The organism is Nocardioides sp. LMS-CY, assembly GCF_018732145.1.
GTDB classification, from domain to species: domain Bacteria; phylum Actinomycetota; class Actinomycetes; order Propionibacteriales; family Nocardioidaceae; genus Nocardioides; species Nocardioides soli.
Map to the genome: position 1 here is coordinate 4,117,145 of NZ_CP076104.1, position 17,224 is coordinate 4,134,368.

19 protein-coding genes are annotated in these 17,224 nt (G+C 72.2%); 9 read left to right on the plus strand and 10 right to left on the minus strand.

Translation table 11 applies throughout. The features are described from left to right. Positions 1–28 precede the first annotated feature (28 nt). Positions 29–1,420: a dihydrolipoyl dehydrogenase gene (lpdA, locus tag KM427_RS19520; RefSeq protein WP_215525000.1), complete on the minus strand. Its 1,392-nt coding sequence runs from the start codon at positions 1,418–1,420 to the stop codon at positions 29–31. 59 nt (positions 1,421–1,479) lie between these two features. Here lpdA and KM427_RS19525 point away from each other — a divergent pair, with 59 nt between their 5' ends. Together KM427_RS19525 and KM427_RS19530 are read left to right on the plus strand one after the other, a co-directional pair. Next, complete coding sequence (locus tag KM427_RS19525; RefSeq protein WP_183591466.1) at positions 1,480–1,932, plus strand: gamma-glutamylcyclotransferase family protein; 453 nt, start codon at positions 1,480–1,482, stop codon at positions 1,930–1,932. A gap of 14 nt (positions 1,933–1,946) precedes the next feature. Further along, on the plus strand, positions 1,947–2,507 hold the full coding sequence (locus KM427_RS19530; RefSeq protein ID WP_215525001.1) for a Uma2 family endonuclease: 561 nt from the start codon (positions 1,947–1,949) through the stop codon (positions 2,505–2,507). 15 nt (positions 2,508–2,522) lie between these two features. On the opposite strand, the gene KM427_RS19535 is transcribed toward KM427_RS19530, so the two are convergent. Beyond that, entirely contained in the window at positions 2,523–2,912 is a 390-nt protein-coding gene (locus KM427_RS19535; protein ID WP_183591468.1) for a VOC family protein, read from the minus strand. Positions 2,913–2,928: 16 nt separating this feature from the next. On the opposite strand from KM427_RS19535, the gene KM427_RS19540 reads away from it, so the two are divergent. Next, positions 2,929–3,780 (plus strand): purine-nucleoside phosphorylase, encoded by an 852-nt coding sequence (locus tag KM427_RS19540; RefSeq protein ID WP_183591469.1) that lies wholly within the window; start codon positions 2,929–2,931, stop codon positions 3,778–3,780. Positions 3,781–3,862: 82 nt separating this feature from the next. Here KM427_RS19540 and KM427_RS19545 read toward each other — a convergent pair whose 3' ends face one another. From KM427_RS19545 to KM427_RS19570, 6 genes are read right to left on the minus strand one after another with little or no spacing between them, the layout of a single operon-like run. Further along, complete coding sequence (locus tag KM427_RS19545; RefSeq protein ID WP_215525002.1) at positions 3,863–5,254, minus strand: HtaA domain-containing protein; 1,392 nt, start codon at positions 5,252–5,254, stop codon at positions 3,863–3,865. Between the two features lie 12 nt (positions 5,255–5,266). Continuing rightward, positions 5,267–6,505: an HtaA domain-containing protein gene (locus KM427_RS19550; protein ID WP_215525003.1), complete on the minus strand. Its 1,239-nt coding sequence runs from the start codon at positions 6,503–6,505 to the stop codon at positions 5,267–5,269. Next, positions 6,492–7,616, minus strand: a complete 1,125-nt coding sequence (locus KM427_RS19555; protein ID WP_215525004.1) for a hypothetical protein — start codon at positions 7,614–7,616, stop codon at positions 6,492–6,494. The genes KM427_RS19550 and KM427_RS19555 overlap by 14 nt, the downstream gene beginning before the upstream one ends. Next, positions 7,589–8,425 (minus strand): heme ABC transporter ATP-binding protein, encoded by an 837-nt coding sequence (locus KM427_RS19560; RefSeq protein WP_215525005.1) that lies wholly within the window; start codon positions 8,423–8,425, stop codon positions 7,589–7,591. The genes KM427_RS19555 and KM427_RS19560 overlap by 28 nt, the downstream gene beginning before the upstream one ends. Continuing rightward, positions 8,422–9,498, minus strand: a complete 1,077-nt coding sequence (locus tag KM427_RS19565) for a FecCD family ABC transporter permease (protein ID WP_215525006.1) — start codon at positions 9,496–9,498, stop codon at positions 8,422–8,424. The genes KM427_RS19560 and KM427_RS19565 overlap by 4 nt, the downstream gene beginning before the upstream one ends. Positions 9,499–9,517: 19 nt before the next feature. Continuing rightward, positions 9,518–10,630 carry a heme/hemin ABC transporter substrate-binding protein gene (locus KM427_RS19570; RefSeq protein WP_252274685.1) on the minus strand — a complete coding sequence of 371 codons (1,113 nt, stop codon included), beginning with the start codon at positions 10,628–10,630 and terminating at the stop codon, positions 9,518–9,520. Between the two features lie 108 nt (positions 10,631–10,738). On the opposite strand from KM427_RS19570, the gene KM427_RS19575 reads away from it, so the two are divergent. From KM427_RS19575 to KM427_RS19590, 4 genes are read left to right on the plus strand one after another with little or no spacing between them, the layout of a single operon-like run. After that, positions 10,739–11,401 carry a biliverdin-producing heme oxygenase gene (locus KM427_RS19575; RefSeq protein WP_215525007.1) on the plus strand — a complete coding sequence of 221 codons (663 nt, stop codon included), beginning with the start codon at positions 10,739–10,741 and terminating at the stop codon, positions 11,399–11,401. Between the two features lie 56 nt (positions 11,402–11,457). Continuing rightward, positions 11,458–11,862: a MerR family transcriptional regulator gene (locus KM427_RS19580; protein ID WP_183591477.1), complete on the plus strand. Its 405-nt coding sequence runs from the start codon at positions 11,458–11,460 to the stop codon at positions 11,860–11,862. Next, positions 11,859–12,863 carry an aldo/keto reductase gene (locus KM427_RS19585; protein ID WP_215525008.1) on the plus strand — a complete coding sequence of 335 codons (1,005 nt, stop codon included), beginning with the start codon at positions 11,859–11,861 and terminating at the stop codon, positions 12,861–12,863. The genes KM427_RS19580 and KM427_RS19585 overlap by 4 nt, the downstream gene beginning before the upstream one ends. Before the next feature lie 58 nt (positions 12,864–12,921). Beyond that, a complete protein-coding gene (locus tag KM427_RS19590; protein WP_215525009.1) occupies positions 12,922–13,374 on the plus strand; it encodes a VOC family protein in 453 nt (150 codons plus the stop codon). Here KM427_RS19590 and KM427_RS19595 read toward each other — a convergent pair. After that, positions 13,334–13,801 (minus strand): SRPBCC family protein, encoded by a 468-nt coding sequence (locus tag KM427_RS19595; protein ID WP_215525010.1) that lies wholly within the window; start codon positions 13,799–13,801, stop codon positions 13,334–13,336. The two genes, KM427_RS19590 and KM427_RS19595, sit on opposite strands and share 41 nt — an antisense overlap. Positions 13,802–13,842: 41 nt before the next feature. Between KM427_RS19595 and KM427_RS19600 the strand changes: the two genes are divergently transcribed. Then, entirely contained in the window at positions 13,843–15,480 is a 1,638-nt protein-coding gene (locus KM427_RS19600) for a phospho-sugar mutase (RefSeq protein WP_215525011.1), read from the plus strand. A gap of 58 nt (positions 15,481–15,538) precedes the next feature. Here KM427_RS19600 and KM427_RS19605 read toward each other — a convergent pair whose 3' ends face one another. After that, positions 15,539–16,192, minus strand: a complete 654-nt coding sequence (locus KM427_RS19605) for a hypothetical protein (RefSeq protein WP_215525012.1) — start codon at positions 16,190–16,192, stop codon at positions 15,539–15,541. 52 nt (positions 16,193–16,244) lie between these two features. Between KM427_RS19605 and deoC the strand changes: the two genes are divergently transcribed. Further along, positions 16,245–17,219 carry a deoxyribose-phosphate aldolase gene (gene deoC / locus KM427_RS19610; RefSeq protein ID WP_252274687.1) on the plus strand — a complete coding sequence of 325 codons (975 nt, stop codon included), beginning with the start codon at positions 16,245–16,247 and terminating at the stop codon, positions 17,217–17,219. Positions 17,220–17,224 lie beyond the last annotated feature (5 nt).

Below are 17,224 nucleotides of genomic sequence, written 5' to 3' on the forward strand. Positions count from 1 at the left end.
CATCGCCCTCAGCCGCGGCGACTGCTCGTCACAAGTTGATCATGTGGCCGGCGATGCCCTCGACGGCCTCCTTCATCGCCTCCGACAGCGTCGGGTGCGCGAAGACGTTGCGGGCCACCTCGTCGGCGGTGAGGTCCCACTGCTGGGCCAGCGTCAGCGCCGGCAGCAGCTCGGTGACCTCCGGGCCGATCATGTGGGCGCCGACGATCTCGTTGTACTCGGCGTCCGCCACGATCTTCACGAAGCCGACGCCCTCGGCCATGCCGCGGGCCTTGCCGTTGGCCGAGAACGGGAACGACGCGACCTTCACGTCGTACCCCTTCTCCTTGGCCTGCTCCTCGGAGTAGCCGAACGACGCGATCTGCGGCTGGCAGAACGTCGCGCGCGGGATCATGTCGAAGTCGATCTCCATGGTCTCGGCGCCGGCGATGGTCTCGGCCGCGACGACGCCCATCGCCTCGGCGGTGTGGGCGAGCATCAGCTTCCCGGTGACGTCGCCGATGGCGTAGATGTTGGGCACGTTGGTGCGGCCGCGGGCGTCGACCGCGATCGCGCCGCGGTCGGTGAGCTCGATGCCGGCGTTCTCGAGGCCGTAGCCCTCGACGCGCGGGGCGAAGCCGAACGCCGCGAGCATCCGGTCGGCCTCGAGCACCTCGGTGTTGCCGTCCTTGCTCACCGTCACCTTGACGCCGCTGCCGGTGTCCTCGACGTTCTCGACCTTGGTGGACAGCAGCACCTTCACGCCGAGCTTCTTGTAGTGCTTGAGCAGCTCCTTGGAGACGTCGGCGTCCTCGGTCGGGACCATCCGGTCCAGGAACTCCACGATCGTCACGTCGACCCCGAAGTTCGCCAGCACGTAGGCGAACTCCACCCCGATCGCACCGGAGCCGCCGATGATGACGCTGCCCGGGAGCTCGCTGTCGAGGATCTGCTCCTCGTAGGTGACGACGTTCGCGCTCTTGCTCATGCCCGGCAGCATCCGGACCGTGGCACCGGTCGCGACGATCAGGTTGTCGAACGTGTAGGACGTCTTGGTGCCGTCCTTGTCGACCTCGACCTCGCCGGTGCCCTTGATCGTGCCCCAGCCGTCGATCTCGGAGATCTTGTTCTTCTTCATCAGGTAGTGGACGCCCTTGGCGCTGGCCTCGGCGACGCCGCGGCTGCGCTGGTGGGTCTTCCCGAAGTCCATCGACGCATCGCCACTGATCCCGAAGGTGTCCTTCTCCTTCGTGATGATGTGGGCGATCTCCGCGTTGCGCAGCAGCGCCTTCGACGGGATGCAGCCGACGTTGAGGCAGACGCCGCCCCAGTACTTCTCCTCGATGACGGCGACGGTCTGGCCGAGCTGCGCGGCACGGATCGCGGCGACGTACCCACCGGGGCCGGCGCCGAGGACGAGGGTGTTGAAGTGGGTGCTCACGCACGTCAGCCTACTGACGTGAACACGGTCACTCCGCACCGCTCCACTACTCTGCACGAGTGACGCTTTACGCCGCCTACGGGACCAACCTCGATCCCGCGCGGATGGGCGAGCGCGCCCCGCACTCACCGCTCTCGACGGTGGGATGGCTCCAGGGCTGGCGGCTCACGTTCGGCGGCGAGGAGCACGGCTGGGACGGCGCGCTGCCGACGATCGTCGAGGATCCGATCGACCAGGTCTTCGTCGCGGTGTACGACGTCACCCGCGAGGACGAGTCGACGCTCGACGGCTGGGAGGCCGCCGACTCCGGCCTCTACCGCAAGACCAAGGTCCGGGTCGCCACGATGACCGGTTCGGTGGTCGCCTGGACCTACGTCCTGGACGCCTACGAGGGCGGGCTGCCCTCCGCGTCGTACCTCGGGATCATGGCCGACGCCGCCGAGGCGGCCGACGCCCCGGCCGACTACGTCGCCGCCCTGCGCAACCGGCCCTGCCGGTCGACCGGGTTATGACGCACCATACCTGTATGACCACGCTTCTCCGGCACGACGTGATCGTGCGTGAGGGCCCCTACACCCGCGCAGAGCGAGACGCGGTGCCGCCGAACGGTCGCCACCATGAGCTCCTCGACGGGGTCCTGGTGATGACTCCGGCCCAAGGCGTCCGGCATCAGTCGATCGTCGGCAGCCTGGCGATCCTGCTGGCGGATCACGCGCCTCGTGATTGCAAGGTTCTACTCGGACCCTTCGACGTCGCGCTCGGCCCGGCGAGCATTCTCCAGCCCGACGTCCTGGTCGGCCGGCGAACCGACTTCACCGAGATCGATCTGCCGACCGCGCCGCTTCTCGCCGTTGAGGTGCTCTCCCCCTCCACCCGGCTCTTCGACCTCGGCCGCAAGAAGGAGCTCCTCGCCGAGGCCGGCTGCCCGTCGTACTGGACCATCGACCCCACCGGTCCCGAGCTCACCGTCTGGCAGCTCGACAACGACCGGTACGTCGCAGCCGAGCTCGTCGGGCCCGACGACACCTGGACCGCCACCGCGCCCTACCCGGTGACCATCACCCCGCGCGACCTGCTCGACGACTGACGCGGCAGGGTTGCCTCAGGCCGGCGGGGCCGTGTGGCAGACCGCCTCCACGTTGTTGCCGTCGGGGTCGCGCACGAAGGCGCCGTAGTAGCCCTCGTGGTACTCCGGCCAGTTCCGGGGCTCGTGCAGCACCTCGGCACCGAGGGAGACGGCGGCGTCGAAGAAGGCACGGACGGCGTCGGCCGACTCCGCCTGGAAGGCGACGTGCACCTCGCGGTTGGGTCCGGACGAGGGACCGCCCTCGGGCTGGGTGCCGATCCAGAAGTCCGGCTTGCCCGGAACGCCGTATCCGATGGCGACCTCGAAGTCCAGGACCCGGCCGAAGCCCAGGACCCCGAGCACCTTGTCGTAGAACGCCGACGACGCGGCCAGGTCGGAGCAGTTGATGCCGAAGTGATCGATCATCCGCTCATCCTGCCGGATGCTGGCGTTGCGGCGGGAGCGGTTTAGAGTCGCCGATGTGACCCACGCAGCAACCCCCGAGTCCCCGTACGAGCTCGCCGACCAGGCCGCCCGGCGTCTCGCCGAGCTGACCGGAGTCGAGCGTCACGACATCGCACTCGTGCTCGGCTCGGGCTGGCTGCCCGCGGTCGACGCGCTCGGCGAGGCGACCGCCGAGATCGACACCACCGACCTGCCGGGCTTCAGCGCGGCCGCGGTCGCCGGCCACTCCGGCAAGATCCGCTCGATCAGGTCCGGCGACCGACAGCTGCTCGTCTTCCTGAGCCGCACCCACTTCTACGAGGGCAAGGGTGTCGACGCGGTCGTCCACGGCGTGCGTACGGCGGCGCGCGCGGGCTGCCGCGCGATCGTGCTCACCAACGGGTGCGGCGGGCTCAAGGAGACCTGGACGCCGGGCACCCCGGTGCTCATCTCCGACCACATCAACCTCACCGGCCGGAGCCCGATCGTCGGCGCGACCTTCGTCGATCTCACCGACCTGTACAGCTCCCGGCTCCGCGCCCTGTGCCGCGAGGTGGACTCCAGCCTCGACGAGGGCGTCTACGTGCAGTTCCCCGGCCCCCACTACGAGACGCCCGCGGAGGTGCGGATGGCCGGCATCCTGGGCGGTCAGCTGGTCGGCATGAGCACGACGCTCGAGGCCATCGCCGCGCGCGAGGCCGGCATGGAGGTGCTCGGCATCAGCCTGGTCACCAACCTGGCCGCCGGCATCAGCGACCAGCCGCTCGACCACGCCGAGGTCCTCGAGGCCGGCCGCGCCGCCGCGTCCCGGATGGGCGACCTGCTCGGCCGGGTCGTACCGCGGATCTGAGGCCCGCCGTCCGGCCGCCGACTCCGACACGCACGAGCCGGCGGCACCCGGGTGGGTACCGCCGGCCTGCGCAGGGTGCTGCTTACTTCTTCGCCTTGGCCTTCTTCGCCTTCTTGACCTTCAGCTTCAGCGCCTTGGTGCCGTTGGTGTAGACGTCGTCGGCGGAGGTGAAGGCGACCTTGACCTTCCACTTGCCGGCCTGCAGCTTCGGCAGCTTGACGACGGCCTTGCCGTTCTTCAGCGTCGCGCTCCGCTTCTTGGCGACCTTGCCCTTCTTGAGGGTGACCTTGACCTTGCCGGCGGGCGTGAGCGAGCCGCCCTTGACCGCCACCGCGAGCTTGCCGGCCTTCGCGGTCGTGACCTTCTTCTTGGCCTTGGCGGTGACCTTGGCCTTCGCGGTCAGCTTGCTCCAGTCGAGCGACACCGCGGTCTGGGTGTCCTGGCTCGTGGTCGAGTGGCCGTGGGCGCGCCACGTGTAGAGCGCGTACGCCGTGCCCTTCTCGAGCTTGTCGGCACCGGCCGTGAGCGTGGTGCTGAACGCGTTGGCCTTGATCGCCGACGCCGGCACCCACTGCGCGGCGACGAACTTGTCCATGTCGGTCTGCGAGCCGGTGGCGGGCAGGCCGCCGGCCGGCGCCAGGCCCACGTAGACGCCGTCGTCACCGGGGTTGCCGTCGGTGGGCAGGAAGCCCTTGCCCTCGACCGCGAACGAGACGCTCTGCTTGGCATAGGTCGCGGTCGTGGTGACGGACTTGGCGACGTTCGCGTACGACGCCGTGAACGCGGCCGGCGCCTTCTTGTCCGAGCCGGTGGTCCAGTAGAAGTGCGCCCGGACCCCGCTGGTGATCTGGCCGAGGAACGTCGGGGCGAACGACTTCCCGTCGACCGGTCGGCCGGCGGCGATGCCGAGCGCCGTCGCCTGCGGGCTGTCAGCGGGCAGTACGCCGGCCCAGTCCGGCGTCGCCGCGATCGAGCCGGTGGACCACTTGGTGGCCGCGTCGAAGGTGGTCACCACGACCCGTGCGGGCGAGGTGCTCGCCTCGGCCGAGCCCATGGCGGCGGCGTTCCAGGCCGAGACCAGGGCCGTGATCGTCCCCTCGCCGGCGGCGTCGACGGTCACCGCCGGGTCCTCGATCTTGACCCAGTAGAACGGATTGCCGGCGTTCACGAAGGTGCCCTTGACGGCCCCGTCGTACTGGACGGTGCCCGCACCCGTCACCGGGTCGACCACCGACGAGACGGCCGGGAACGTGATCACGCCGGCGGCGTCCTCCGTCGCGCCGTCCGCGAGCTCGTGGGTCGACAGGTGGTCGTCGAACTGCTCGGAGATCTCCCACGCGAACGACCCGGTCGCGGCGGAGGCGGTACTGGGCGATGCCGACTGCGCCGGCGCCGTGCCGACTACCAGCGCGGTCGATGCCACCGCGCCGGCGGCGACGAACGCCAGCCCGCGGAGGCGCTTGTGCTGAGACATGCGGTTTCCTTTCTAGGGTCGGCGCGGACGGCCGACGGGGACGAGCAAGGTGAGTGCGGCCGCGATCAGCAGGCCGCCGCCGAGCCACCAGATCCAGGTGGCGTCGGACGCGGGTTCGGCCGGGGCGGCCGACGTCTGGGGCGCCGCGACCAGCTGTGCGGCGAGCGGGAGCGCCATGTCCACCGCCGGCGCCTCGGCGGTCGGCACCGCGGGCACGGAGGGGGCGGCTGGCGGAGCGACGGCGGGTGGCGCGGGTGCGGGCCGGGCGGTCACCGTCGCCGTGACGGTCACCGGCGGCGGCACGATCGGGTTGTCGAGGGGCTGCTTGGTGGCCGTCTCGCTCGGCGTCGGCTCGACCGGCTCCTCCTCCGCGGCCCCGAAGCCGACGGAGACGGGCAGCGGGACCTTGAACCCGTCGGTCGACGCCCCGCTGGAGAGCCAGAACGCCGCGGTGCCGAGCTGGTTCATGTAGTCGACGAACGACTGCGGGAACGAGCCGAAGGCCGGACCTCCGGGGACCTGACCGACCCCGGTCACCTCGGTGCCGAGGTACGCCGGCGTGGCGCTCAGGCCGGTCTCGCCGAGCGTGACGTCGGGCAGGTCGGCGACCGTCACCCGGGCGGCGGGGACGGGCGCCCACTGGGTCGGGTCGTCGACCGAGGAGGCGTACCCGGAGAGCGTCGCGGTCAGCGTGCCCCGCCCGTCGGCCACGTCGAGGACCGGGTCGGAGAGCGCGAAGAACGACATGCCGGAGTAGTAGAGGATCGTGACGTCGCCGTCCCACGTCACCTGGGCGGTGCCGGCGGCGAGGTCGACGGTGCCCGTGCCGGCGCCGAAGACGAAGCGGTGCTTGCTGAACGTGCCGGACGTCGGCGATCCGAGTGGCTTGCCCCGCTCGTCGGTGCGCAGTCCCTCCCACGTGGCCGGCTTCCAGGCCTTGCCGTTCCACTTCTCGATCGAGACGTCGCCGACGGCCTGCTTCCAGCGCGACTTCGGCAGCGTGGTGCCGCCCTTGCCCGGGTCGGGCACCGTGCCGGCGGCGAAGAAGTTGAAGGTGTCGGGCGCGAAGGCGCGGTTGCTGGACTCGTCGTTCACACCCCACCGGAGCGTGACGCCGTCGAGCTCGACCGGCCCGGCCGAGGAGGTCGGGCTCGCGCTCGGGCCGGGATCGTCGGCGACGGCGGGTACGGCGAGCAGGACGCAGCCGACCGCGGCGAGCAGCGCGCCCGCAATCCGCTCACGCCGCCGCACGACGCTTGCCCTTCCAGGTGCGCACGCCGAGGCGCAGGACGGCGAGCAGCAGGACCAGCGCGGCGGCACCCGCGAACAGCCAGGCGGCCCTCGTGTCCTCCTCCGCGGCCCGCGGCTCGACGCTGTCGGTCGTCGTCCCGGACGCCTGCACGGCGAAGCTGGCGGTGGGAGGCTCCGGCACGCCGTACAGCCGCAGCTCGTGGGTGCCCGGGCCGGTGTCGGCGGGGAGCGTGATGATGCCGGCCAGGCTGCCGTCGCTGCCGGCCAGGAAGGGCCCGGCGCCGGAGGCACCGTCGTCGAACACCGCCGAGACCTGGGCGCCGGGCGGCAGACCGGTCGCGCTGAAGGCGAGCACGTTGCCGGCCACGGCCGACTCCCGGTCGACCTCGAGGGTCGCCGGCTTGGCGGCGCCGGGCTTCGGGTTCGCGCCCTCCCCGGGTGCCGTGCTCGGGGCGGACGGGGCGTCGGTCTCGGCGGGCTCGGCGGTCGAGCCGTCGGTCCCGGTCGGCGTCGGCGTGGCGGCGCCGCTCGCGCCTCCCACGGCGCCGATCGTCACCGGCGTGAAGGTCTCGTTGGGCGGGCTCTTGACGCCGTGCGCACCGATCGTGATCACGCCGCAGGTGAGCTTGCGGCAGTCGACGGTGCGCACCGCACCGTCGCGGTCGTAGGTCTGGAACGTCGCGCCCGGCACCACGACCTGGGTCGACCAGGAGCCGGCGGCGGTCATGGTGCCGCCGTTCGCCGAGGAGGCGGTGTCGGAGCCGGGGAAGGCGACGTACTTCTGGAAGCCCTGGTTGGCCTTGGCCTCGTCGTCGGGCACGTAGAAGTAGTCCTGGCCGGTGACGCCGCCCTTGCTGGGCTGCCACCCGGGCCGGACGGCCCCGAAGAACACGTAGAGCCCGCCGTGCCCGCCCTTGACCGACTGGAAGCCGGAGCCGGACACCCGCAGGGTGGTGGCGTACGTCGGGTCGATCTTCGCCTGCCCCTCCGGGTTGGCGACGGTGACCCGCGACGCCGCGTGCGCGGGCGTCGCCACCAGGACGGTGCCGGCGACCACGGCCCCTGCGATCAGGGTCGCCGCGATCAGGCGTGCGGCCACGGCGTGGCGCATCGGACCTCCTCCCCCGCGTGCGACTCCACCGCACGCGTCCGGACCGGCACGACGAGCAGCGCGCCGGCATGGTCGATCACCTCGACCGGGTGCTCGTAGACCTCGGTCAGCAGCTCGGAGGTGAGCACGTCCCGGGGCACGCCGTTGGCGCGGACCCGGCCGTGCGCGAGCATCACGATCCGGTCGGCGTACGCCGCCGCGAGCGACAGGTCGTGCAGCACCACCACGACCGCCGCGCCGGCCTGGGCGGCGGAGCGGGCGACCGCCAGCAGCGACTCCTGGTGGCGGATGTCGAGCGCCGCGGTCGGCTCGTCCAGCATCAGCACCGGCGTCTCCTGCGCCAGCAGCCGGGCGAACGACGTGCGGGCCTGCTCGCCACCCGACAGGGTCGGGTAGAGGCGGGCGGCGAACTCGACCACGTCGGCGCGCTGCATCGACTCGGAGACCACCCGCTCGTCGTCGTCCTCGCGCGCGGTGCGGTGCCAGGGCGAGCGGCCCATCTGCACGACCTCGCGGACCCGGAAGCCGAAGGCGAGCCCCTGCTTCTGCAGCTGCACGCCACGCTGGCGGGCCAGCTCGCGGGCGGCGTACGCCGGGAGCGGCTTGTCGTCGAGCGACACCCCGCCCACGGTCGGCTCGATGTCGCCGGCCAGCACGCCGAGCAGCGTCGACTTGCCGGCGCCGTTGGGCCCGACCAGCACGACGAGCTCGCCCCCGCGGATGTCGACGTCGACGTCGCTGAGGATCGGGTTGTCGTCGTAGCGCACGCCCACGCCGCGGGCGCTGAGCAGGGGGCCGGTCCGGCTCATGCCCAGCCTCCCGCGGTACGCCGGGCGCGCCGGATCAGCCAGAAGAAGAACGGTCCGCCGACCAGCGCCGTGAGCATGCCGATCGGCAGGTCGGCGTAGGCGATCAGCGTGCGGGCCCAGAGGTCGGCGAGCACCAGCAGCACGGCGCCGCCGAGCGCGCTCGCGGGCACCAGCAGCCGGTGTCCGGGCCCGGCGATCATCCGGATCAGGTGCGGTACGACCAGGCCGACGAACGAGATGATGCCGCAGAACGCGACGGCCGCGGCGGTCAGCACCGCCACCACGACGATGGTGGTCATCCGCAGCCGCTCGACGTCGACGCCGACGTGCCGGGCGGCCCGGTCGCCGAGGGCGAGCAGGTCCAGTCGCGGCGCCAGGAAGAGCGCGGCACCGAGGCCGACCGCGGCCATCGGCGCGACCACCCCGACGTACTCCCGGCGGGAGCCGTTGAGGCTGCCGAGCTGCCAGAACACGATCTCCTCGCGCGCCTGGGTGTCGCCGAGGAACATCAGGAACGCGAGCCCCGCGCTGGCAACCGCGTTGACCGCGATGCCGGTCAGCACCAGCGTCACCACCTCGGTGCGGCCGCCGTCGCGGGACATCGCGTAGACGAGGAGGGTCGTCAGCAGGCCGCCGATGAAGGCGCAGATCGCGACGGTCCAGGTGCCGGCGAAGGTGAGCTCGAAGACGATGACGGTCGCCGCCGCGACGGCCGCGCCGGCCGAGACGCCGACGACGCCGGGCTCGGCGAGCGGGTTGCCGAAGACTCCCTGCATCAGCGCGCCGGCCGTGGCGAGACAGGCCCCGGCGAGCGCGGCCATCACCACGCGCGGGAAACGCACCTGCCACAGGGTGTTCTCCCCCTGCGGGTGGTGCGGCACCGGCCCGAGATCGAGGCCGAGCTTGTGCAGCACCGAGCCGAGCACCTCCGAGGGCGGTACGTCGAGCTGGCCGTGGCCGGCCGCGAACACCAGCGAGACCACGAGGGCGATCGAGAGTCCGCCGAGCAGGCCGATCCGGCCGGCCAGCGCGCGGATGCCGGCGCGCTGGTGCTCGACGACGGCGGCCGTCATGCGAAGTCCCCCGAGGTGCTCACACTGACCCCGGGGCGTAGACCGCGACGGCGAGGGCGTCGAGCACGCTGGCGGAGATCGGCCCGAAGCCGAGGATCTGGGAGTCGTCCATGGTCACGAACCGACGGTGCTCGCCGGCCGGGGTCTGTGCCAGGGCCGGAAGTCGCTCGAGGAGCCCGTCGACGCCCCCGGCCGAGTCGAGCCCGCCGCTCATCATCAGCACCAGGTCGGGCTGCGCGGCGACCAGGCCCTCGTCGGTGAGCGGCTTCATGCCGTTCCAGTCGATCTCCTCGGCCACGTCGTACCCGCCGATGGCGTCGATGAGCGAGTCGGCGCCCGAGCCCTCGCCGAACATGTAGTAGACGCCGGACTGCCCGCGCACGTAGAGGAAGACGGTCCGCAGCCGCTGACCCCGGTCGGCGGGCGCGATCTCGGCGATCTCGGCGGTGACGGCGTCGATCTGCTGCTGGGTGCGCTCCGCGAGGGCCTTGCCGGCGTCGGACACCCCCAGCGAGTCGGCGACCTCGCGGATCAGCTCGGCCGCGTTGTCGAGGCCGCGGTGGGAGTCGAGCACGACGACCGGGATGCCGGAGTCGCGCATCTGGAGGATGACGTCCCACGGCCCGAGCGAGGTATCGGTGATGATCAGCGTCGGATCCAGGCCCAGGATGGCCTCGGCGTTGAGCTCGTGGCCGTTCTGGGTGACCAGCGGCAGGTCGTCGGCCTCGGGGAACTCCGTCGACACGTCGCGGCCGACCAGGTTGTCACCCAGGCCGAGCTCGAAGACGGTGCGCGACAGCGTGCCGTAGACGTCGAGCGCGAGGACCCGGCTGGCGTCCTGCACGGTGACCTTCGTGCCCTGGGCGTCGGTCACCGTCACCGGCAGCTTCGGGGTGGGGTCGTCGGCCACCGGGTCGACCGGGGTCTCGGCGACGGCGGTGACCTCGCCGTCCCAGTCCCGCACGTCGTCGAGCGGCGTCACCTCGGAGAGCGGCGGCGTACTGCCCGCGGAGACGGCGGCCGTGCGGTCGCCCTCGGCCGGGTCCGCCTTCGACGACAGCCCGCACGACGCCAGCAGCCCGACCATCACCACGGCGCCCGCGACCGCGGCCGTCCTCACCCCACCACCCATGACGACAAAGGTAGCACTAACTAAGGCATGCCTTACCTAAAGGTCTGTGTGTATATTACGATCCTGACAATCTGTCGCAACATCAACCTCGACCCATCTGGAGCCGCTATGACCGTCCTCGACCGCACCACCGACCTCAATCTGTCGGCGGCGATGCGCGAGGGCTCACTCGCCGAGCACCAGGCGGCGGAGGACTCGAAGTTCATGGCCGACCTGCTCGGCGGCCGGGTCAACGAGCAGGGGTACGCCGACTACCTGCTCCGCCTGCGCGGCGTCTACGCGACGCTGGAGCAGACCGTGCACACCCACCGCGACGAGCCGTCCGTCGCCGCGGTCCGCGACGACGCGCTCGAGCGGCTGGCCGCGATCGACGCCGACCTCGACCACTGGGCTCCCGACGGCCCCCGCACCGTCGACTCCCCCGCCACCGACGCCTACCGGCAGCGGCTGGTCGAGGCCGCCGAGCAGTGGCCCGCGCTGCTGGTCGCCCACCACTACACCCGCTACCTCGGCGATCTCTCCGGCGGCCAGGCCATCGGCCGGATCCTCGACCGGACGTTCGAGCTCGGCGGCGCCGGCATCGCCTTCTACGACTTCCCGGAGATCGAGAAGCCGAAGGTCTACAAGGACGGCTACCGGGCCCGGCTCGACGCCCTCGACCTGGACGCCGACGAGCGGCTGCGGATCGTCGCCGAGGTCAAGCTCGCCTTCCGCCTCAACCAGGCCCTGTTCGCCGAGCTCGGCGAGAACCTCGAGGCGTACGCCCGCTGACCGCGGTCGCCTCGCGGCGGTTGACCTGGAGTGCGCTCCAAGGGCGAGACTGAGGCGTGAGCTACTCGATCGCCGAGGTCGCCGAGCTGACCGACCTGACCCCGGACACGCTTCGCTACTACGAGCGCGACGGCCTGATGCTGCACCCGGTCGACCGGTCCGCGACCGGGCACCGTCGCTACACCGACGGCGACCTCACGTGGATCAACCTGCTCACCTGCCTGCGGGGCACCGGCATGCCGATCCGCGACGTCCGCCGGTACGCCGAGCTGGTGCGCTCCGGCGAGGGCACGGAGCAGGCGCGCCTCGACCTGCTCCGTGCGCACCGGGTACAGGTGCTCGCCCGGCTGGCGGAGGTGCAGGAGCACCTCGGTGCCATCGACCGCAAGATCGGGATCTACAGCGCGAAGCTCGAGGCCCTTGACCTGGAGCGCACTCCAGGCGCTTCAGTGGACACATGACGATCCAGCACCGCACCCTCGGGACCCAGTCGCCCCTCACCGTCTCCGCGCTCGGCCTCGGCTGCATGGGCATGTCGGAGTTCTACGGCACCTCGGACGAGGCCGACGGTATCGCCACCATCCACCGTGCCCTCGACCTCGGCGTCACCTTCCTCGACACCGCGGACATGTACGGCCCGTTCACCAACGAGCGGCTGGTCGGCAAGGCGATCGCCGGCCGTCGCGACGAGGTGCAGCTCGCGACCAAGTTCGGCAACGAGCGTCGGCCCGACGGCACCCGCGTCGGCATCAACGGCCGCCCCGAGTACGTCCGCGCCGCGTGCGACGCCTCGCTCCAGCGCCTCGGTGTCGACCACGTCGACCTCTACTACCAGCACCGCGTGGACCGGACCGTGCCGATCGAGGAGACGGTCGGCGCGATGGCCGAGCTGGTCGAGGCCGGCAAGGTCCGCCACCTCGGGCTCTCGGAGGCGGGCACCGACACGATCCGCCGGGCCCACGCGACGCACCCGATCACCGCGCTCCAGACCGAGTACTCGCTCTTCACCCGCGACCTCGAGGACGAGATCCTCCCGACGCTGCGCGAGCTCGGCATCGGACTGGTGCCCTACTCCCCGCTCGGCCGCGGCATCCTCACCGGGGCCATCACCTCCGACGACTCCCTGGACGAGGACGACTCCCGGCGCTCGGCGTACTTCCCCCGGCTCAACGGCGACAACCTGCGGGCCAACCTCGCGCTGGTCGACGCCGTGCGCGCCATCGCCGAGGCGAAGGGCTGCACGCCGGGCCAGCTGGCGCTGGCGTGGGTGCTCGCCCAGGGCGGCGACGAGGTCGGCGTCGCGCCGATCCCCGGCACCAAGCGGGTCCGGTACCTCGAGGAGAACGTGGGGGCCGCCGACGTCGAGCTCGGGTACGACGACCTGACGGCGCTCGCCGAGGCCGTCCCGCGCGGCGCCGTCGCCGGTGACCGGTACGGCGACATGAGCTCGATCGACGCCTGAGCGCCGGGGTGTCCGACGACCCCTGCCGGGTGTCGGTGCCGACGCCTACCGTGGTGACATGGTCACCTGGCAGCTCACCATCGACGCCAACGACCCGGACCGGCTGGCCCGGTTCTGGGCCCCGCTCCTCGGCTACGAGCCGCAGCCGCCTCCGCCGGGCCACGCGTCCTGGGTCGACTGGTACCGCTCGGTCGGCGTTCCCGAGGAGGAGCTCACCGACATCGGTCCCGACTACTGCGACCGGCTCCACGACCCGTCCGGCGAGGGGCCGACGATCTGGTTCCAGATCGTCCCCGAGGGCAAGACGGTCACGAAGAACCGGCTGCACCTCGACGTCTACCCGGGCGGCCGCGACAAGACGCGGCCGATGGAGCAGCGTCGCCGCGAGGTCCAGGAGACGGTCGACCGCGTGGTCGCCCAGGGCGCGACGGTGGTCCGCAGCGTCCTCGACGAGCACTCCTGCTTCGCCGTCATGCAGGATCCCGAGGGCAATGAGTTCTGCGTGAGCTGAGCGCGAGACGGGCCCGCAGGCCGCGGGCGCAGCCTCGCATCATCCGCTCGTGGTTCCAGCGCAGCAGCGGCCGCGCCAGGTACGCCGCCGCGCCCAGCCAGCCCCGCACCCGAACCTGCTGCTCGAAGTCGAGACGGGTCCCGGCCGGCACCGGGGTGAGCGCGAAGCGCACCGCCCCGGCCAGGTCCCCCGAGACCTCGACCTCGAGGTGCGCGGCCGAGCGCGAGACCGCGTGCAGCACCAGGTCGAGGGTGTAGGGCAGCGCCGAGCGGCAGAGCACCCGGGCGTCGTCGGGGCCGAGCGAGGCGACCGCCACGACCTGCGGCCACCAGGCCGGGTAGTGCTCGAGGTCGACGAGCACGGCGTGCACGCGCGCCGGAGGCGCGTCGATCTCCCAGCTGTCCCGGAAGGCGAAGGAGGCCCGCATCCTCGTATGGTGCCCCCTATGAGCACACAGGGGACCCCCGCATGAGTGACCTGCTCGCCGCCGCTCGGGCGTGGGCCGCCGACGATCCCGACCCGCAGACCCGCGCCGAGCTGGAGGCGGTGATCGCCCGGGTCGAGGCCGGGGCCGAGAGCACCGACCTCGCCGACCGCTTCGACGGCACCCTCGAGTTCGGCACGGCGGGGCTCCGCGGCGAGCTCGGCGCCGGACCCAACCGGATGAACCGCGTCGTCGTCACCCGCGCCGCGGCCGGGCTCGCGGCCTACCTGCGCGACACCGGGCACGGGAGCGGATCGGTCGTGATCGGGTACGACGCCCGGCACAACTCCGACGTCTTCGCCCGCGACACCGCCGAGGTGATGACCGGCGCCGGGCTCACGGCGTACCTCCTCCCACGACCGCTGCCCACCCCGGTGCTCGCGTTCGCGATCCGCGAGCTCGGCTGCGCGGCGGGCGTGATGGTCACCGCCAGCCACAACCCGCCGCGCGACAACGGCTACAAGGTCTACCTCGGCGACGGCAGCCAGATCGTGCCGCCGGCCGACACCGAGATCGCGGCGCGGATCGCTGCCGTGGGCCGGGTCGGTGACGTGCCGCGCGGCGGCGCCGGCACCGTGCTCGGCGAGGAGATCGTCGACCGCTACCTCGACACCACCGCGACGCTGGTCGGCGACGGGCCCCGCGACCTCGACATCGTCTACACGCCCCTGCACGGGGTCGGCGGCACGTCGGTCGAGCGCGTGCTCGAGGCCGCCGGCTTCGCCGCGCCCGCGGTGGTCGAGCAGCAGGAGCAGCCGGACCCGGAGTTCCCGACGGTGGCCTTCCCCAACCCGGAGGAGCCGGGTGCGATGGACCTCGCCCTCGAGCTCGCCGAGCGCCGTGGCGCCGACCTGGTGGTCGCCAACGACCCCGACGCCGACCGCTGCGCCGCGGCGGTGCCGGGCCCCCAGGGCTGGCGGATGCTCCGCGGCGACGAGGTCGGCGCGCTCCTGGCCCACGCCCTGCTCGCGCGCGGCAAGCGGGGCACCTACGCCTGCAGCATCGTCTCCTCGAGCCTGCTCGGGAAGCTCGCGGCCGCCGCCGGCCAGCCCTACGCCGAGACGCTCACCGGCTTCAAGTGGATCAGCAAGGTCGAGGACCTCGCGTTCGGCTACGAGGAGGCGCTCGGCTACTGCGTCGACCCCGAGCACGTGAAGGACAAGGACGGCGTCTCCGCGCTGCTCCTGCTCTGCGAGCTCGCCGCGGCCGCCAAGGCCGACGGCCGCACCCTGGTCGACATCCTCGACGACATCGCCCTGGCCCACGGCCTGCACGCCACCGACCAGCTCTCGGCGCGGGTCACCGACCTCGGCGAGATCGCGGCGGCCATGGACCGTCTCCGGACGACTCCCCCCAGCGAGCTGGGTGGGCTCGCCGTCGAGCGCGTCGACGACCTCAGCGCCGGCAGCGCGGACCTGCCCCCGACCGACGGGCTGCGCTACCGGCTCGCCGACGGCGCCCGCGTCATCGTGCGCCCGAGCGGCACCGAGCCCAAGCTCAAGTGCTACCTCGAGGTCGTCGTACCCGTGGACCCCGACGCCGGCGTGGACGCCGCCCGGATCGCGGCCGCCGGCCGCCTCGACGCCCTGCGCGACGACGTCAAGGCCGCGGCCGGCATCTGACGGTGGTTGAGGTGCGAGCGGAGCGAGCCTCGACACCACCGCCGACGCGGGCGACCGCTCAGTGCACGACCAGCCACACCACGAACGCCACCACCAGCGCGACCGACGCGCCGATCTCGGGCCAGGCCCAGGTACGGCGTACGTGGGCGGCCAGCACCTGCTGCTCGGGCGAGCCCTGCCGGAGGCCGGCCCGCTCGCGCGCGGACTTCGCGAGGTGGGCGATCCGGGACTCCACGAACGCCTGGTGCACGCTGGACTCGAGGGGCGCGTCGCTCACCGGGTCCCGCGGCTCGAGCGCGTCGAGCCGCGGCTGCTCGATCCCGCCGCGCGGCTGGACCCGGTTCTTCGTCAGGTGCCGCAGCGAGTAGCCCACCACCGGCGACACCAGGGCGCGCTCGCCCACCGTCACCGTCAGGACCTGCCTCACCTGCACCCGGTCGATGGCGGCGAGCGGCACCCGGTCGGTGTGGAACATGCCGCGCATCACCAGGTCGCGCTCGGTCACCCACAGCGCCGGGCGCAGCAGGGCCGCCCAGACCAGCACCGCACCGAGCACGGCGACGATCGCGACCCCGAGCGCCGTGCCGCTGTCCCGGCCGATCACAGCGAGGACCAGCACGACCCCCGCCGTCACCAGACCGAGGATGCCGCTGGAGCGACCGCTGGTGGGCTGGAAGCGCTCGACCACCCGGTCGCCGGTCTGCTCGGTCATGTCGTGCTCTCAAGGTTGTGGTACTGGGCTCGGCCAACCCTATGCTGGCCCGGTGAGCGGAACTTCCACCATCCCCGACCCAGGTCTCGCGGACGCGACCCGTTCGGAGGCCGCGCTGCGCCGGTTCCTGCACGGACTGCCCGGTGTCGACCAGGTCGGCGCGGAGGCACGGGCGGCCGGCCTCGGGACGCGTTCGATCAAGACCAGCGCCAAGGAGTTCGCGCTGGACCTCGCCATCCGGATGGTCGACCTGACCACGCTGGAGGGGCAGGACACCCCCGGCAAGGTCCGGGCGCTCGCCTCGAAGGCGATGCGGCCCGACCCGGCCGACCCGACCTGCCCGGCGGCCGCCGCCGTCTGCGTCTACCCCGACATGGTCGCCACCGTGAAGGAGACGCTGGGCAGCTCCGGGGTCAAGGTCGCCGCGGTCGCGACGGCTTTCCCGAGCGGTCGCGCGGCACTCGACATCAAGCTGGCCGACACCCGCGACGCGGTCGAGGCCGGCGCCGACGAGATCGACATGGTCATCGACCGGGGTGCGTTCCTCGCCGGCCGCTACCAGCAGGTCTTCGACGAGATCGTCGCGGTCAAGCAGGCATGCGCCCGGGCCGACGGGGAGGACGCGCACCTCAAGGTCATCTTCGAGACCGGCGAGCTGCAGACCTACGACAACGTGCGCCGGGCGAGCTGGCTCGCGATGATGGCCGGCGCCGACTTCATCAAGACCTCCACCGGCAAGGTGCAGCCGGCGGCGACGCTGCCGGTCACGCTGATCATGCTCGAGGCGGTCCGCGACTTCCGCGAGCAGACCGGCACGATGATCGGCGTCAAGCCCGCCGGCGGCATCCGCACCGCCAAGGACGCCATCAAGTACCTCGTCATGGTCAACGAGGTGACCGGCCCGGACTGGCTCGACCCAGACTGGTTCCGCTTCGGCGCGTCCACGCTGCTCAACGACCTGCTGATGCAGCGCACCAAGATGACGACCGGCCGCTACTCCGGTCCCGACTACTTCACGCTGGACTGATCACC

What these genes read in the sequence shown, in the direction of transcription:
- KM427_RS19530 (WP_215525001.1), top strand. Translation starts at nt 1,947, where the DNA reads ATGACCACGCTTCTCCGGCACGACGTGATCGTGCGTGAGGGCCCCTAC.
- KM427_RS19535 (WP_183591468.1), bottom strand. Translation starts at nt 2,912, where the DNA reads ATGATCGATCACTTCGGCATCAACTGCTCCGACCTGGCCGCGTCGTCG.
- KM427_RS19540 (WP_183591469.1), top strand. Translation starts at nt 2,929, where the DNA reads ATGCTGGCGTTGCGGCGGGAGCGGTTTAGAGTCGCCGATGTGACCCAC.
- KM427_RS19545 (WP_215525002.1), bottom strand. Translation starts at nt 5,254, where the DNA reads ATGTCTCAGCACAAGCGCCTCCGCGGGCTGGCGTTCGTCGCCGCCGGC.
- KM427_RS19555 (WP_215525004.1), bottom strand. Translation starts at nt 7,616, where the DNA reads ATGCGCCACGCCGTGGCCGCACGCCTGATCGCGGCGACCCTGATCGCA.
- KM427_RS19560 (WP_215525005.1), bottom strand. Translation starts at nt 8,425, where the DNA reads ATGAGCCGGACCGGCCCCCTGCTCAGCGCCCGCGGCGTGGGCGTGCGC.
- KM427_RS19565 (WP_215525006.1), bottom strand. Translation starts at nt 9,498, where the DNA reads ATGACGGCCGCCGTCGTCGAGCACCAGCGCGCCGGCATCCGCGCGCTG.
- KM427_RS19570 (WP_252274685.1), bottom strand. Translation starts at nt 10,630, where the DNA reads ATGGGTGGTGGGGTGAGGACGGCCGCGGTCGCGGGCGCCGTGGTGATG.
- KM427_RS19575 (WP_215525007.1), top strand. Translation starts at nt 10,739, where the DNA reads ATGACCGTCCTCGACCGCACCACCGACCTCAATCTGTCGGCGGCGATG.
- KM427_RS19585 (WP_215525008.1), top strand. Translation starts at nt 11,859, where the DNA reads ATGACGATCCAGCACCGCACCCTCGGGACCCAGTCGCCCCTCACCGTC.
- KM427_RS19590 (WP_215525009.1), top strand. Translation starts at nt 12,922, where the DNA reads ATGGTCACCTGGCAGCTCACCATCGACGCCAACGACCCGGACCGGCTG.
- KM427_RS19595 (WP_215525010.1), bottom strand. Translation starts at nt 13,801, where the DNA reads ATGCGGGCCTCCTTCGCCTTCCGGGACAGCTGGGAGATCGACGCGCCT.
- KM427_RS19600 (WP_215525011.1), top strand. Translation starts at nt 13,843, where the DNA reads ATGAGTGACCTGCTCGCCGCCGCTCGGGCGTGGGCCGCCGACGATCCC.
- KM427_RS19605 (WP_215525012.1), bottom strand. Translation starts at nt 16,192, where the DNA reads ATGACCGAGCAGACCGGCGACCGGGTGGTCGAGCGCTTCCAGCCCACC.